13 protein-coding genes are annotated in these 15,620 nt (G+C 39.9%); 8 read left to right on the top strand and 5 right to left on the bottom strand.

The window, feature by feature from the left end; translation table 11 throughout:
* Position 1 precedes the first annotated feature (1 nt).
* From AC52J8_RS00585 to gshA, 4 genes are all read right to left on the bottom strand, one after another.
* Entirely contained in the window at positions 2 to 616 is a 615-nt protein-coding gene (locus AC52J8_RS00585) for a hypothetical protein (protein WP_086399898.1), read from the bottom strand.
* Positions 603 to 3,923 carry a type VI secretion system Vgr family protein gene (locus AC52J8_RS00580; protein ID WP_197738957.1) on the bottom strand — a complete coding sequence of 1,107 codons (3,321 nt, stop codon included), beginning with the start codon at positions 3,921 to 3,923 and terminating at the stop codon, positions 603 to 605. Before AC52J8_RS00580 ends, AC52J8_RS00585 begins: the two co-directional genes overlap by 14 nt.
* A gap of 158 nt (positions 3,924 to 4,081) precedes the next feature.
* Complete coding sequence (locus AC52J8_RS00575; RefSeq protein ID WP_002121896.1) at positions 4,082 to 4,603, bottom strand: disulfide bond formation protein B; 522 nt, start codon at positions 4,601 to 4,603, stop codon at positions 4,082 to 4,084.
* A gap of 16 nt (positions 4,604 to 4,619) precedes the next feature.
* Complete coding sequence (gshA, locus tag AC52J8_RS00570) at positions 4,620 to 6,197, bottom strand: glutamate--cysteine ligase (RefSeq protein ID WP_017387592.1); 1,578 nt, start codon at positions 6,195 to 6,197, stop codon at positions 4,620 to 4,622.
* Between the two features lie 168 nt (positions 6,198 to 6,365).
* On the opposite strand from gshA, the gene AC52J8_RS00565 reads away from it, so the two are divergent.
* The 5 genes from AC52J8_RS00565 (at position 6,366) to AC52J8_RS00545 (ending at position 11,509) form a co-directional block, all read left to right on the top strand.
* Positions 6,366 to 6,905 (top strand): DUF924 family protein, encoded by a 540-nt coding sequence (locus tag AC52J8_RS00565; protein WP_002121850.1) that lies wholly within the window; start codon positions 6,366 to 6,368, stop codon positions 6,903 to 6,905.
* A gap of 59 nt (positions 6,906 to 6,964) precedes the next feature.
* Positions 6,965 to 7,528: a CC0125/CC1285 family lipoprotein gene (locus tag AC52J8_RS00560; protein ID WP_002122008.1), complete on the top strand. Its 564-nt coding sequence runs from the start codon at positions 6,965 to 6,967 to the stop codon at positions 7,526 to 7,528.
* Positions 7,529 to 7,541: 13 nt separating this feature from the next.
* Complete coding sequence (locus AC52J8_RS00555; RefSeq protein ID WP_017387594.1) at positions 7,542 to 8,852, top strand: DUF445 domain-containing protein; 1,311 nt, start codon at positions 7,542 to 7,544, stop codon at positions 8,850 to 8,852.
* Positions 8,853 to 8,880: 28 nt separating this feature from the next.
* A complete protein-coding gene (locus AC52J8_RS00550; RefSeq protein WP_086399896.1) occupies positions 8,881 to 10,035 on the top strand; it encodes a pyridoxal phosphate-dependent aminotransferase in 1,155 nt (384 codons plus the stop codon).
* Positions 10,036 to 10,141: 106 nt separating this feature from the next.
* Positions 10,142 to 11,509, top strand: coding sequence for an MATE family efflux transporter (locus AC52J8_RS00545; protein WP_203080007.1), 1,368 nt, complete (start codon positions 10,142 to 10,144; stop codon positions 11,507 to 11,509).
* Positions 11,510 to 11,566: 57 nt separating this feature from the next.
* Here AC52J8_RS00545 and AC52J8_RS00540 read toward each other — a convergent pair whose 3' ends face one another.
* Complete coding sequence (locus AC52J8_RS00540; RefSeq protein WP_002121857.1) at positions 11,567 to 12,400, bottom strand: SDR family NAD(P)-dependent oxidoreductase; 834 nt, start codon at positions 12,398 to 12,400, stop codon at positions 11,567 to 11,569.
* Positions 12,401 to 12,610: 210 nt separating this feature from the next.
* Between AC52J8_RS00540 and AC52J8_RS00535 the strand changes: the two genes are divergently transcribed.
* From AC52J8_RS00535 to phoR, 3 genes are all read left to right on the top strand, one after another.
* Positions 12,611 to 13,282 carry a TetR/AcrR family transcriptional regulator gene (locus AC52J8_RS00535; RefSeq protein WP_000224580.1) on the top strand — a complete coding sequence of 224 codons (672 nt, stop codon included), beginning with the start codon at positions 12,611 to 12,613 and terminating at the stop codon, positions 13,280 to 13,282.
* A gap of 254 nt (positions 13,283 to 13,536) precedes the next feature.
* The gene (phoB, locus tag AC52J8_RS00530) at positions 13,537 to 14,247 is read left to right on the top strand and encodes a phosphate regulon transcriptional regulator PhoB (protein WP_000650776.1); all 711 of its coding nucleotides are present in this window, start codon (positions 13,537 to 13,539) and stop codon (positions 14,245 to 14,247) included.
* A 9-nt stretch (positions 14,248 to 14,256) separates the two neighbouring features.
* Positions 14,257 to 15,615: a phosphate regulon sensor histidine kinase PhoR gene (gene phoR / locus AC52J8_RS00525; protein ID WP_086399894.1), complete on the top strand. Its 1,359-nt coding sequence runs from the start codon at positions 14,257 to 14,259 to the stop codon at positions 15,613 to 15,615.
* The last annotated feature ends 5 nt before the right edge of the window (positions 15,616 to 15,620 follow it).

The following is a 15,620-nucleotide window of genomic DNA, read 5'->3' as shown; positions in this document are numbered from 1 at the left end:
GTTATTCTCCACATGGATTAGCTATTTTTTTATTAGCTAATATGGTTGATTCATTATTTGCTATTAAATTTAAACTACCATCACGTAAAAAAGAACTCATATTTTTAAAATAACTATAATAATCAAACCTTTGAATCAAACTATTAAATTCTTTAGTTTTTAAATTGACAATTTTTCTAGCCTTATTTGTAAACAATTTTCTTGCATAAATAACTTTCTTTTCACTATCACTTTCAATCAAACAATTATTTTTATTATCAATGGCAATAAATTCGTCTGTGGAATCCTCTTTATTTTGACTATAGAAAAGCGTAACTAAACATGGAGACCCACAAGATGTTTTTACTTTATATAAGTTTTGATTTATTTTTGAAATATTTAAAAGTTTGACACCTTTTATAACTATTTCATTCTGAGCATTTACAGTTCTCACAATGTCACAACTAGAATTATATTCATCCTTACATTTCGCCGAAACTACAAACGTATCGCCATTTGCATAAAGATTAAAACTAAAAATAATTGTGCTCAATAGAAAAATTGATATAAAAGTCTTTTTCATATTCAATCGCGAAACTTGCGTTGTTTTTCGTTTAAATATTTCAATCATGTTCATGCTCTTCTCCACACCCACAGCCATCAATCTCCTCACCATCTAGTGATTCAGCTTCCTGTCCAAGCATCAGCTCTTTAATTTCTGTTAAATAAGCTCCTGGGACTAAAGCGAGTTCTACATTATCAACAGAATCGCTGTAAACTCTCGCGCTACTTTCTTGCTCAAACTCATATACAGCTTCAATTTTCTTAGAATGATTAATTAACTTATATTTCATATTTTTTAATATTTTAGTATCAAATATTTGACTTAAATCAAATCTCATACTATACATCCCAGTTGCCGGCATTTTCGGCAACTCAGCATTTACTGTTGCTCCACTCGTAAACAAGTGCTGCCCAGCTTTACTTTCAAACTTACCGCCTGTTGTTGAAAATACACCATCCGCATTAATTTTGAGCTGAGATCCACCCGCGGTTAAAACAATTTCTTTTGGACTGGTAAGCTCGATTTTTTCTTCCGTAGAAATGAGCTTAATGACCTTTTTAGCAATTGCTTCAATGGCATCGTCTTGTGCTTGTAGTTCGAGCTTTCCTTTTGCTGCATAAGCACGCAAACCCTTTTGCGCGGCAAACAAACTTATTTTGTCTTGCGCATGCCCAATGATATTTTTCTGTGCACTTAAATTAATTGAACCGCTGGCACTTTCAGCAATATCTTGCGAAGCTTGCAGAATAATATTTTCAGGTGTCGTCAAGGCAATGCCATTTGGCGATGCTAATAACATCAAGGCTTGTCTAAAAATTTTGCCTTGTTCTTGCTGTTTAATATCGGAACTACTTTCTAAACCTTGGGTATAACCTTCCATAAAGCCTTGCAAAGAACTTAATGCTTTAGAAGGTGATACTTCCAATTTACTGCCTTTACTAAACGTTCCACATACACTCATCATGTCAAAGTCTTTAGTCTCGATATTCGCTAAGACTTTTCCAACCTCTTGAATACTTTCAAATGGATTTTTATGAATGCGGTCTTTAATACTGGCAAGTTTTCCTTTAACGATGTCAGCACCATGCTCTTCAACATTTTCAATAAATGCTTTTAAGTTTTCTACCGCATCTTTGGCATCGCTAAAAAAAGAATTAAATTCGTCTACAACGCCTTTTGCATTTCCCCCTAACGCACCAATATCTTGAATAAAGCCGCCACAGTCTTTTAAAGCGTGAATAGGATCGTTATTAATCCCTTCTTTAAATAGATTCACCGTACTATCTAATGCCTGTCCTGTAGTTTTTAGCTCAAGTGACTGGATGAATTTGGGTAGGCGATTAATCACGTTCAAAGCATCAGTCTGTTGCTTTGCTGCAACTTCACTGAGCATTTTCATGCTTTCATAGCCTTGTGAAAGTAAAGATTGTGCTTGTGCGGCCTCTAGATGGTCTGCAATCGCCTGCTCTTGTGCATAGGTACTAATGAGCATCCCTTTACCTGCACGCACAGCTCCCCAAGCATCTGTTCTAAGCTCAAAGCCTTCTCCACGGCCTTGGCTCGTCGCTTGTTCTTTTGGATGGCTTAAATTACCCAAATTCAGCTGTGTTGCTGCATGGCTACTTTGTAATTGGGTACTAATTTGCCCCGTTGTGTCATCAAAGCGTAATTGGTTAAAGCCACTACCACTGATTTCCTGACTGCGAATTCCGCTTAGTTTTTTAGTATCAGGAAGCTGCCCTTTCACATCGAACTTGGTTGGTGAGCGCTGTGCTTCATGAATGCGTCCAGTCACAAATGGACGGTCAATATTGCCATCAAAGAAGTCAATGACCACCACTTCACCAATACGTGGTAAGAAGCGTGCTCCATAACCTTCGCCTGCCCAAGGAGTCAGTACATCCACCCAAGCTGAGTCGGTATCATTGTCATTGCTACCCGCGCCACCATCATGCCCATGATCATCACTACGGGTGAATAGAAAACGCACCTTAATGCGCCCCCATTCATCAACATGAATAGTCTCTCCCTCTGGCCCCACGACTTTGGCTCTTTGCGGGTAAGCAATTGGGCGATGCTGTTCTGGATTATATTCAGGTGCCGTTTTAATTTGACGGCGTATTAGGGTCAGCTCATTACCTTGGCGCTCAATATCATCATAACCACGTTTATCCCAACGACTTTGGGTTAACAACTGGCTAACTTGCTGATGTAAATCTTTTGGTAAGTTATTTTGGTTATAGAAATTTTTAGCAATGATTAAGAACTCTTGATCTGCTCCTTCATGCTGATCAATTTCAGGATGCTCCTGTAAATTAAACCAATAGCCGACTTGACTATCACGGACGCTACTATAAGCCTTAAAATATTTGGCCCGACTCGCGTACATGTCAGTGAAGTGCTGATTTAATTTTTCTAGCTGATTACTACTTGAAGCAGTGGCCTGATCTTCCCCTTTCAAATCTTGCATCCAAGCAGGACTAACATGCCATGCTTGTTCAAGACTCAAACTCGCTGAATCAAATTGCTCTGAATGTAAGTGTGTAGTGATAACTGAACCTACACCTTCTTCATGTGCTAGAGCATCAGGTTGCCAACGCTGCACATGTACAGCAGTCGGCTGTAAAGACCGCACCGCAACAAAACCTGTAATGCTATCTTGATATTCTGTCGCACTACTTCTGTGATAGCGAATACTGCGTCGTTCTAAAGCTTGGTACTGGCTATTATCATCAATGAGTCTTAGTTTTTGAGCCTGTATTGGTGCAGTAAAATGAGGGACAAAAAGCTCTGATTCATCAATGAGCCAACTAACACCCTCACTTCGCCACAAGCGTGTAAGAAAGTCATAATCAGATTCATTGTGCTGCATGATAAATGGGCGAATATCATAACTCTGACTTAATCCACTAAGATCAAGACTTAAACTTGTCGCAAATAGCTGACTTTTTTCTTGCCATTCTTTAAATAAAACTTCCGTGACTTCAATAATGCTTTTATTCATAAAAACACGACTATTACGGCGCTTGTGCCATAAGTTTGTCGCGTCTTTTAAGGTGAGTTTATAAAGCGTTAAAGCACCGTCACTCTGGCCATAACTCGCTTCTGTTACAATTCCTGTAGTTCGGAATAATTGTCCAGAATCAGTAACCTGATCAACAGCAACTTGCACACCTATAAACTGCTTTAATGCAATTTGGGCACTCGTTGAAAGGCAGATCAACTCAGCTTCCAATCCCCCATTTAGCTGATGTTGGCCTTCTATACGCTGTAAAAAAACTTGGCTATTGAGTAGTTCATTAGAAAATTGCACATGGATGGCACGTTTCTGCGCACTTAACCCTATTTTTTCCAAAACATTAAAGATATTAAAAAGCATTTTTTTATAATCATAAGGATATATAAACGGCTGCACTTTATAAAAAACAGAACTATCTGTCTACATGATTATGCTTTTTTTTAATTCGTTTTTTTATATTTTGACCTATTCCCAAGCAATAAAAAGCCCAACATAGTGTTGGGCTTTTTTAAAGAGCTTTAAGCTCTTTTTTTGGTTGTCTTAAATACTGGATAAAAACGGAATAACTGCCATAAACAGACCAGTAATAGTAAGAGGAAATAGACCAATGACCAAACTGGTAAAGATTGACCTAAAAAGGTCCAATCAATTGCTGCACATTCACCTGAACCCGACAATACTTCTTGTAAAACCGTTTTCATTGGTAAGGCATCAATTAAATAATTTAAACCTGGGCCACAGCTTGGTACTTGATCTGGTGGTAAATGTTGCAACCAGACATGACGTCCTGCCACACCTACTGACCATAAAATTGCGATGCCTGCTAAAAATGCATAAAAACGTTTAACCGCATTGGAAACTGGGTTATGCAAAAAGGCTATGAGTGCTACAAGGCCCATCGCCATTAAGCCAACACGTTGAAAAATACAGAGCGGACATGGCTCTAAACCTTTTACATGTTCCAGATACAACGCAAAAGACATGCCGACAATACTTGCTAAAACAAGTAGTCCACTCACCAAACGGTAACTTAATCGCATGTAAAACCTCGTTTTATTATCGATATTGTTCAAGATATTGATCAAAACTGACCTTGGTATCTTGCTCAAGTTGTTCTTGCTGCTGTAACGACTGTGCAGCCAATTGTTCAAAATGTTTCAAGGTTTCCACACTAAGCTCATGCTGTTCATAACTTTCAGCATGTAATTGCGCCATGTGGCTACCAAAACTCCAAGTTCCACCATGTTTTAACGTATCGTCAATAACATGGGCAGATAAAGTCTCATCAACTTCATCAATTCGTGCTTGCATGACCGCCAAAGCTGAACCATACAAGTCCGTTGCATAGGTCTGATCGAGTAGCTGTGCACAATCTTGCATTTTTGCAATATATAAACGTGCCCAATCTTCGATGTGATATGACCCTGTTAAATCTGTAATGGTTGCGTTTGGCGCTCGACCTCGGTTGACCACCTCTGTCTGATTTTTCTCAACCAAGTCTTGTTCAGGACATAACAAGTCTGGGCTATCACTTAACAGACAATAAAGTGCTAACACTTCAAGAAAGCCTGCTGTCGTTTCATCAACACCAATTGCCGAGTATGGATTTACATCTACTGCACGTAACTCAACATAACCGACACCTCGATTTTTTAAAGCTTGAGACGGTGTTTCACCTGCTTGAGGCACCTGTTTTGGACGTACGAGACTGTAATATTCATTCTCAATCTGCAAAACATGATCATTAATTTGCAACGGCTCACCAGATGCATCATTTAACCCTAAACGGCTAAATGGTGGGTAAGGAGAATGAACGGCTTTTTGTAAACCATCCAGATAGCCAGACAAATTGTTGTAATGAATACCTAAGCTTTTTTGTGCTGAGTTTTGATAGCCTAATCGTCCCATACGCAAAGCTGTAGCATACGGTAAATAGTATGAACCTTTGATTAAAGGCAACAAATGATGTTTGTGTCCAGTCAAGAAACAACGACATACTGTTGGACTCGCGCCCACCAAGAACATGACCAATGGTGTTAAACGAATAAAATTACGAATAAGGCCAAAATAACGATGGCTACGGTAATCCTGCAAACTTAATGATTTTAATTGTTCGTCAGTTTCATGAGCTTGTAGCTCAGCAAAAAGTGTATCTGGGAAAGATAAGTTGTAATGCACGCCTGAAATGGTCTGCATACGGCGACCATATCGAATTCCTAACCCACGGCGATATAGTGTTTTAAAACGGCCAATATTAGAAGTGCCATATTGCGCTAGACGAATCCGTTCTTCATTGTCGTCTAACATACATGGCATAGACAGCGGCCAGAGTTTTTCACCATTTTCTAAATGACGATGTACAACCGCATGAATATCGGTGAGCTCATGCAGAGCTTCTTCAATCGTTGGCTTAGGTGAGGTAATAAACTCCATCAACGCTTCTGAATAATCAGTCGTAATTTTTGGATGTGTTAACGCCGAACCTAGTGCCTTCGGATGTAACTCTTGTGATAAGAACCCATTACTTTGCATACGTAGGCTTTCACGCTCTATTCCACGTAACATGCCTTGTAGTAGCGACGAATCCACCCAAGCAGGAATAACTGATTGAGATGGTGTAGTGGGTTGACTCATGCATTTGCTCGCTTATTAAAGATCACTATATACAAAATCGTGAGATGATACGGTTACTTATATAATCACATCATTCCAGTTTGGCAATTTTTATCACAATCTTGTTATTTAAGACACGAAAGAATTGTGATTTTATTGAAGAATAATTGCTAAAGAGTTGTCAATATCATGAACGAACAAGACATTTTAAACTTCTGGTTTTCTCCTGAACACCGTTCACTTTGGTTTGCAAAAAGTGATGATTTTGACAAAAAAATCCGTGAAAATTTTTCTGATGTTCATCGACAGGCAACTCAAGCAGAACTCTGGTCTTGGCGAAAAACAGCAGAAGGTCGTTTGGCAGAGATTATTGTACTAGACCAGTTTTCTCGCAACATCTATCGTGATCAGCCCCAATCTTTTGCCTATGACAGCTTGGCATTAGCTTTGGCACAAGAAGCAATTAGTTTGCAACTCGATGCACAGCTTAATCCAGAGCAACGCTCTTTTTTATATATGCCATTTATGCATAGTGAATCAAAATTGATCCATGAATTTGCCTTGAAACTATTTCAACGTCTTGGCAATGAAATTAACTTGAGCTTTGAGAAAAAGCATAAAGTCATTATTGATCGCTTTGGACGCTATCCTCATCGCAATACCATTCTCGGGCGTGTTTCTACTCCAGAGGAAACCGAATTTTTATTAGAACCGAACAGTAGTTTTTAAAGCTTCTTAATTTTTAATGCTGAGTCATCTTTGTTTTAATGCTCAGCTGGGAGTTCACCATGAAATATCTCTCTCTTTGTTTAGCCTTAGGCACTGCCTTAACCTTAACTGCTTGTGCAACGACTCCAAGTAAACCAAAAACCTTTGATCAACTTGGCCAGTTTTCCGCATACCCTTTAAATGCGCAAACATTTCGTATTAGTTTTCAAGCCGATCCGAATATGAGTTACGGTGCAGCTGAAGAAATCACTTTGGTAAAATCAGCGCAAACGACCGTACAAAAAGGTTTCCGCTTTTTTAAAGTACTGAATGACCCAAGTAACCAAAGTCAGAAACCACCACGTCAGGCTGTGGTTTATCCATCTGCTCCAAGCTTTTATCCTTATGGCTATGGTCGTCGCTATCCGGGTTTCTGGCATGATCCATTCTATGATTTCCCACAAGTGGTCAATATCGACCCTGTTCAAGTGTCGTATACTATTGAATGTTATCGGGATCAAAAGCAGGCTCCTCAAGACGCTTTTGATGCAACCTTGATCTTGAAATCAATCGGACAAAAATATGGATTGAGTCCGACAGGAGCGCTGTTGCCACCACCCGAGCCTCCAGTAAAACAAAAATGAATAGGATAAATTTATGAGCATGGCAGAAGAAGTTCACCACGTGCCCAGTCTTAAACGTAGTAAATATTTTGCTACCCTAGCGCTGATCATCGTCGTTGTGCTGTGGATTGCACTGATGGTAGCCGACCGTTTTCTGCCAGAATATACAGGTTTTATTCATATTTTGATGCTAGGGGCCGAAGCAGGTGTAGTTGGTGGTCTAGCCGATTGGTACGCGATTACAGTTCTGTTTAGGAACCCTTTTGGTAAGTTACCAATTCCTAAGTTTTTACGGGACCATACCGAGATTATTCCGCGTAACAAGGCACGTATTGCAGAGTCAATGGGCCGTTTTGTACAGGAAAATTTTCTTTCGCCTCAAGTGGTCGAAAAAAGCTTAGAAAAAACAGACTTAAGCCTCGCAATTGGTCAATGGTTGGCAAGTCCGCAAAACAATACGCAAGTGGTGCAGCTCATTCAGCAAACTGTACCGAAAATTTTTGAATTTGTGAGCCAAGAGCAAATTGCTAATTTCGTGCAAAACAACAGTGTGCAATGGGTACGTAATACCCAAGTCAACAAACTCGCCAGTGAAATGCTACGTGCAGTCTTGGAAAATGATTTCCACCAAGACGTTTTACAACGTGGTCTCGATATTGCCCATGAGTGGGTGGTACAAAACCCAGATAAAACCCGTGAATTAACCCGAAAAATGTTTAAAGCACTGGGGGTCTGGTCACTTGCAAGAGGTGCAAGCTGGATTGGTATTGATGTTCAACAACGTACCATCGACTCATTGGTTGAAAAAGTAGAATCGATGCTGGCCGACCATGAACACCCATGGCGACAAGAAATTGAAACTATTGCACATTCACTCATGCTGGAACTAGCGAAACCCGATAGTGTTGCCAGTCAACGCCTTAACAGCGGCAAAGATGCGCTCCTTGATAGTCCTCAAGTTCTAAATTTTATTAGTGGTGCTGTCACCATTTTGTGTGATGCCATTAAAGAAGATTTAATGAAAGAAGACTCTGGTATTGCAATGAACCTGCGAGCTGCGATTCAGCAATTGGGTGAAAATCTTGTTCAAAATGTAAAAGTACGTGAAGTTCTCAACAAAGAAATGACAGGACTTGCCATGAATTTTACGGATCAATATAGCCATAAAATCATACGCTATGTGAGTGAACGCATTCATGAATGGGATTCACGTGAAATGATCGGGAAAATTGAAAATGAAGTCGGTGGCGACTTGCATATGATCCGAGTAAATGGTGTTGTAGTGGGTGCATTTATTGGTTTGACACTCGGTGTAATTCGGGCAGTGATTGAGTCAATTTTATAACTTTAAATATTTTTAATAAGAGAACAATATGCTTCAGCTACAGTCAAAATTGGCCACTCAAGGCGTGACTATTTTTAGTACCATGACGGCAATGGCACATCGTTTAGGTGCTCTCAACCTATCACAAGGCTTTCCAGATTTTCCGGCGCCACAAGCCTTACTTGAAGCCTTATCTCAAGCGACTTTAGCTGGACATAATCAGTACCCGCCTGGCGATGGCATTCTCGGTTTACGGGAGCAACTCGCTTTACAATTTCAGCAGCGTGATCAACTTCAACTTGATCCTGTTACTCAAATCACGATTACTCCCGGCGCAACCATTGCAATTTTTTGTGCCATACAAGCCTGCATCAATGCAGGTGATGAAGTCATTATTTTTGACCCAAGTTATGATAGCTATGGCCCTTCTGTCGAGTTAGCAGGCGGTAAAGCTGTTCATATTGCGTTGCAAGCACCTGACTTTAAGGTGAACTGGCAACAAGTTAAAGATTTGATTAATGACAAAACCCGTATGATTGTGGTGAATACGCCCCATAATCCAACCGGTACGATCTGGGCAAAACAAGACTGGTTAGAACTCATTGAACTGATTCAAGATAAAAATATTCTGGTTTTATCCGATGAGGTCTATGAACACTTAGTTTTTGATGGTCAACAACACTTTAGCGCATTGCATTTTCCAGAGCTCAGAGAGCGTAGTTTTGTGATTGGTTCTTTTGGAAAAACCTTTCATGTGACGGGATGGAAAACGGGTTACTGCGTCGCTTCACCTGAGCTGATGCGTTTATTCCGCCAGATTTATCAATATGCGAATTTCTGTGGTACGACCCCTTGTCAGATTGCTCTAGCGCAATATATGGAGCAACATCCAGAACATATTCAAGAGCTTTCTCAGTTTTACCAAACGAAAAGAGATCGATTTAATCAGGCAATTCTCAATAGTCGTTTTTTACTTAAACCTTCTCAAGGTACTTATTTCCAAAATCTTGATTATAGTCAAATTCGTCCCGACTTAAACGATGTGGAAATGTGCCAGTTTCTTGCCGAGCAACACAAGATTGTGGCTATTCCAGTTTCGGTTTTCTACCAGCAAGCGCCTGAGTCTTTACGCTTGATTCGATTCTGCTTTGCTAAAAATGATGAGACTCTGCAAAAAGCAGGAGAAATTCTGAATCAATGTTAATAAATTTAGCCACTTAGCACTGTAAAAATACTACAAGTCATTCACTCCAAATATGCTAAGTTGAATATCCGCCCAGCTCAACAAAGAGATGGGCGATGGAGAATACATGCCACCAAGACAGTCCTTAATTCAACAGCAAAATCTATGGAAAACATTTTTTGTTTTCTTGCTACCCTTGATTGCAACCAATATTTTGCAGAACTTGTCGGGAACTATTAACACCATCTTTGTTGGTCAAATGATGGGAGTAGATGCAATTGCGGCAGTTTCTGTATATTTCCCTATCTTATTTTTGCTACTCGCTTTTATTATTGGGATTTCAACGGGTACTACTGTTTTAGTAGGGCAAGCATGGGGTGCGCAAAATATAGAGAAAGTCCAAAGTGTGGTCGGTTCTACCCTGTTTATGACCATCATTGGTGGAATTATTACCGCGATTCTTGGTGTGTTTTTCGCCCATGATATTTTGGAGCTTTTAGGTACAGATCCCAAGGTAATGCATCTTGCTTTGCCTTATGTACAATGGATGTTGGCGGGTAGTCCACTTCTGTTCGTTTATATTATCTATACCTCAATTTTACGTGGTGTGGGAGACAGTACGACCCCTTTACTGGCTCTAGCTTTAACCAGTGTCATCGGTGTAATTATTACACCAATTCTTCTCAAAGGTTATTTTGGCTTTCCTGCCCTAGGGATTATTGCTCCTGCTATAGCATCAATTATTAGTTATATCGCAATATTAATTTTTCTCGCGATTTATCTTAACAAGCAAAATCATTCACTTCGGCCGAATCGTCAACTTCTGCAACATATCCGTCATAATCCAGAACTGAGCAAAATTATTTTACGCTTAGGCGTCCCAACTGGTATTCAAATGATTACCACCTCAATGGCGGGTTTAGTTATTGTTGGGTTGGTTAACCATTATGGTTCACATGCTACAGCAGCGTATGGAGCAGTGAATCAGGTGCTCAACTATATTCAGTTTCCAGCGATTTCGATCTCCATCGCAGCCTCAATTTTTGCAGCGCAAGCGATTGGTGCCGGTAAATCAGATCTATTAGCGCGAGTAACCCGCACGGCTCTGGGAATGAACTTTTTATTTACAGGTGCCTTAATTGCACTTGGTTATCTATTTTCAAAATATTTAATGGCTTTGTTTATTACCGACCCAACTGTGGTGGTGTTAGGTCAACAGCTTTTATTTATTGTACTTTGGGCGATTTTATTCTTTGGCGCAGGTGCCATTTTTGCATCTATCATGCGTGCGAGCGGTACCGTGACTGTTCCAATGCTGATTAACATCTCTGCCATTTTATTTATTGAAATTCCATGCGCTTACTGGTTTAGCTCAATGTGGGGACTTAAAGGCATTTGGGTTGCCTATGCCTTGGCATTTGTCAGTCTATGTATTATTCAAGGCTTGTATTATCAATTTATTTGGAAGAAAAAGACGATCAAAGTTCTTATTTAGAACCATCCAAGCCACATAAAAAAAGCCATCATTTGATGGCTTTTTTTTATTTAAATCTTATTTCATCCATTTGGTCACAACAGTTGAAGCACGTTGATATCCTGTTGGGAACAAACGCTGCAATGCATCAAGAAATTTTGCATCACTACCAATCAATAAACGGCGTTTATTTTTCAAAACGGCATCCAAGATTTGACGAGCCGCTTCTTCTGGTGGAGTACGTAGAAACTTATCAAAGTTTTGAATCGATTTAGCTGGGTCCATACCTAAAGTACTCAAGCTATCACTCATTTTTGCAGCTTTAGCAATATTGGTACGAATTCCCCCCGGATGTACGCACAAAGAACTCACGCCACTTTTTTCAATATCCAACTCTTGGCGTAACGATTCGGTAAAGCCACGCACAGCAAATTTAGTTGCGTTATAACCAGATTGTGTCGGTTGAGCAGTCAGACCAAATAAGCTCGAGATGTTAATAATGTGCCCATCTTGAGTTTGCTTAATGAACGGTAAAAATTCTTTAGTACCGTATACGACACCCCAGAAGTTAATTCCAACAATCCACTCTAAGTCTTCGTAGGTTGCGCCTTCAACAGTCGAGCCTAACGCAACGCCAGCATTGTTAAAAATCAGGTTAACAGAACCGTGATCTTGCACAGTTTCTTGCGCCCACTGTTTTACCGCTTCACGGTCAGACACATCAAGCTTTTTGGTGGTAACAGTAATATTGCTGTACGGCTTTAAAAGCTCGACAGTTTGTTGTAATCCTTTTTCATTAATATCACTCAACGAAAGATGGCAGCCCTGTTTTGCCAGAAGAATTGCTAACTGTTGCCCAATGCCAGAACCCGCGCCCGTAATTGCAGCGACTTTGTTTTTAAAATTTTTCATTGTCCATCCTTTGTTTTTCGATTTGCACAACCGGTTCATTGCATGTGCACTTTAGACACCTTCAATATAATTTTGACAATACACATTGTCAATATAGTACACTGTAATTTCAGATAGAATGGCACAATTCTGCTGAGGGCTTTATCATAGTGAGCATATTTGGCCAAAACCTATAAATTAGGAAACCATTCTTTAGGAAACAATTTATTTATGGCGACTAACGACTCAACCAGTAAAAAGAAAACAAAAAGTGTGAGTAAAGAACGTCAGTTCAAAGGGTTATCTCTATCTGAACGTAAAGAGGCACGCCGTGAAAAGCTGATTGAAGCGGGTATTGCAACCTATGGAACCCTTGGTTTTTTTTCAGTGACGGTAAAAGATGTCTGCCAAGAGGCAAAACTCACCGAACGTTATTTTTATGAATCATTTAAAAAGAGTGAAGATTTATTTCAAACCATCTTTTTAAAAATGATTGAAGAATTACAGCAAAATCTGATGCAAGCCGTGATTAAAGCTGCGCCCGATCCAGAAAAAATGGTCGATGCTGGTTTAAGAGCTCTGCTGACGACATTAAAAGATGATCCGAGATTAGCTCGTATTGTCTATGTCGATGCAGTTCTGGTGCAAGAATTACATAATCAAGCCACCATTCAAGAAACACTTGCGCAATTTGATCGCATGATTCAAGCCTTCGTTATGCTGACCATGCCCCAAATTCAGCACCATGAAAATGAGCTTTCTTTAATCGCAACTGGTTTGAATGGATATGTCACTCAAATTGCAATTCGTTGGGTGATGGGAGGATTTGAGCAGTCTCTTGAGCAGGTTTTAACTGCATGCCGTATCGTTTTTTTATCTTTATTAGCTCAAGTTTCAAAATAATATTAAAGTTTTTTGACAGCCAAAAATGTGAAAAAATAGCTAAGCAATTAAGGTGATAACCTATTGAATGATTTTAGAAAGTTTAAGGCTTAGATGTCATAATTTGGTCATACCTTTGCCTTAGTTTTGTCACAAATTATTGCTAAATTCATTTTTATAGACTTTTCTGCAATGAAATTGTCATAATTAATCTTTGTAATAAGCCTGTCATAACTACAAAACGGTTCACCGTTAAATCTATAGGATATTGCGTTGTGAAAGATGACTATATTTTAATTGTCGATGATGAGCTTCCTATTCGTGAAATGATCCATACTTCTTTGGACATGGCAGGCTTTCAGTGTTTACAGGCAGAAGATGCCAAACAAGCTCATCAAATTATCGTCGACCAACGTCCGGCGCTTATCTTGCTTGATTGGATGTTACCTGGAGGCGTAAGTGGTGTCGATTTATGTCGCCGCTTAAAACGCGATGAGAACCTAGCAGAAATTCCAGTGATTATGCTGACCGCTCGCGGAGAAGAAGACCATAAAGTACAAGGTCTTGATGCGGGTGCAGATGATTACATGACGAAGCCTTTCTCAACACGTGAACTGGTTTCACGTATTAAGGCAGTTCTGCGCCGCGCGAATGCATTAAGTGGCGAAAAAACCATTGATGCTAATGGCTTAATTCTTGATCCTGTAAGCCAGCGTGTTAGCTTTGGTAACAGTATTTTAGATATGGGCCCAACTGAATATCGCTTACTTGCGTTTTTTATGACCCATCCAGAACGTGCATATACGCGTGCCCAGTTGCTCGATCAGGTATGGGGCGGTAATGTATATATTGAAGACCGCACTATCGATGTGCATATCCGTCGTTTGCGTAAAGTGTTAGAACCTTTTGGTGTTGACCGATTTGTTCAGACTGTACGTGGAACTGGCTACCGTTTCTCAACACGTGCAGATTTAGCCGCAGGTTAACCAAGATTTATGTATGAACCCTACCCCGTCCCTGAACAGGTACGTGAACAAAAGCTTTTTCGCTACAGTAGTTTATGGACGTTTGCCAAACAAGATTTACGGCTTTTATTATTTTTTCTAATTATTGCCGGTTTAGTCGGTTTCGGTATTGGGTATTTCTGGAGCTGTATTTTTATCGCCTTCGTGGTGTTTTTTACACTCCAGTTGCGTTCTTTATATCTGGTCAATGACTGGATTGCGAATAAACCTTATGACGTTCCTCCAAACCTTAACGGGATTTGGGGGGCATTGTTATTTAATGTTTACCGTGCTCAGCGTCAGGAACGAATTGTTCAGGCCGAAATGGTCGGTTTAATTGACCGGGCTCAGTCTTCATTAGTTGCTCTTGCTGAAGCGGTTGTACTCATTGATGACCAACATCAAATCGAGTGGTGGAACCCTGCTGCGGAACGTTTGTTAGGAATCAGTCCTCTCGACCGTGGCCGCAACTTATTAACGATTTTACGTCAGCCAACCTTTATTGAATATTTTAACAATATTGATCAGGCACCTGATGGAATTAAGCTTCACTCAAATTTTGATGATGACCGTTATGTGCAGGTTAAACTCACAAGATTTGGTGGAGAAAGTCGTTTATTGGTGGCTTACGATGTGACTCGTATGCACAACCTTGAGCAAATGCGTAAAGACTTTGTCGATAATATTTCGCATGAGCTTCGTACCCCATTAACCGTGCTCAGTGGTTATATCGAAACCTTTACCGATCAGGAAGATATTAGCCCACGCTGGAAACGTGCATTTGACCAGATGCAATCACAAACCAAACGTATGAATGCGTTGGTCAATGATTTACTACTGTTATCAAATTTAGAAAATAATAAGAAAATTGCAAAAAACCAGATTATTGAAATGCCGAGTTTAATGAATCAATTGTTTGATGATGCTCAGGCCTACAATGCCGATTATGGACACACGCTCAATTTACATATTGATAGCCACTGTGACCTGATTGGTTCAGACATGGAAATTGCCAGTGCGTTTAGTAATTTAATTACCAATGCTATCAAGTACACACCAAAAGGCGGAACCATTACCATCGGTTGGCATGATGATGGTGAACATGCTTACTTTAGTGTGCAAGACACGGGCATCGGAATTAACCCTAAACATTTGCCACGACTGACTGAACGCTTCTATCGTGTTGATAGCGACCGTAGTCGTCAAACAGGTGGTACAGGTTTAGGCTTAGCCATTGTAAAACACGTGCTTATGCAACACGGCGCGTATTTAGATGTTCAATCTAAAGAAAATGAGGGATCAACATTTACCGCAGTTTTTCCAAAAGAAAGACTCTATAACATGACCTAAATTTG

The organism is Acinetobacter sp. S-1 (assembly GCF_059579785.1).
This window is presented reverse-complemented; position numbering and strand designations above follow the sequence as displayed.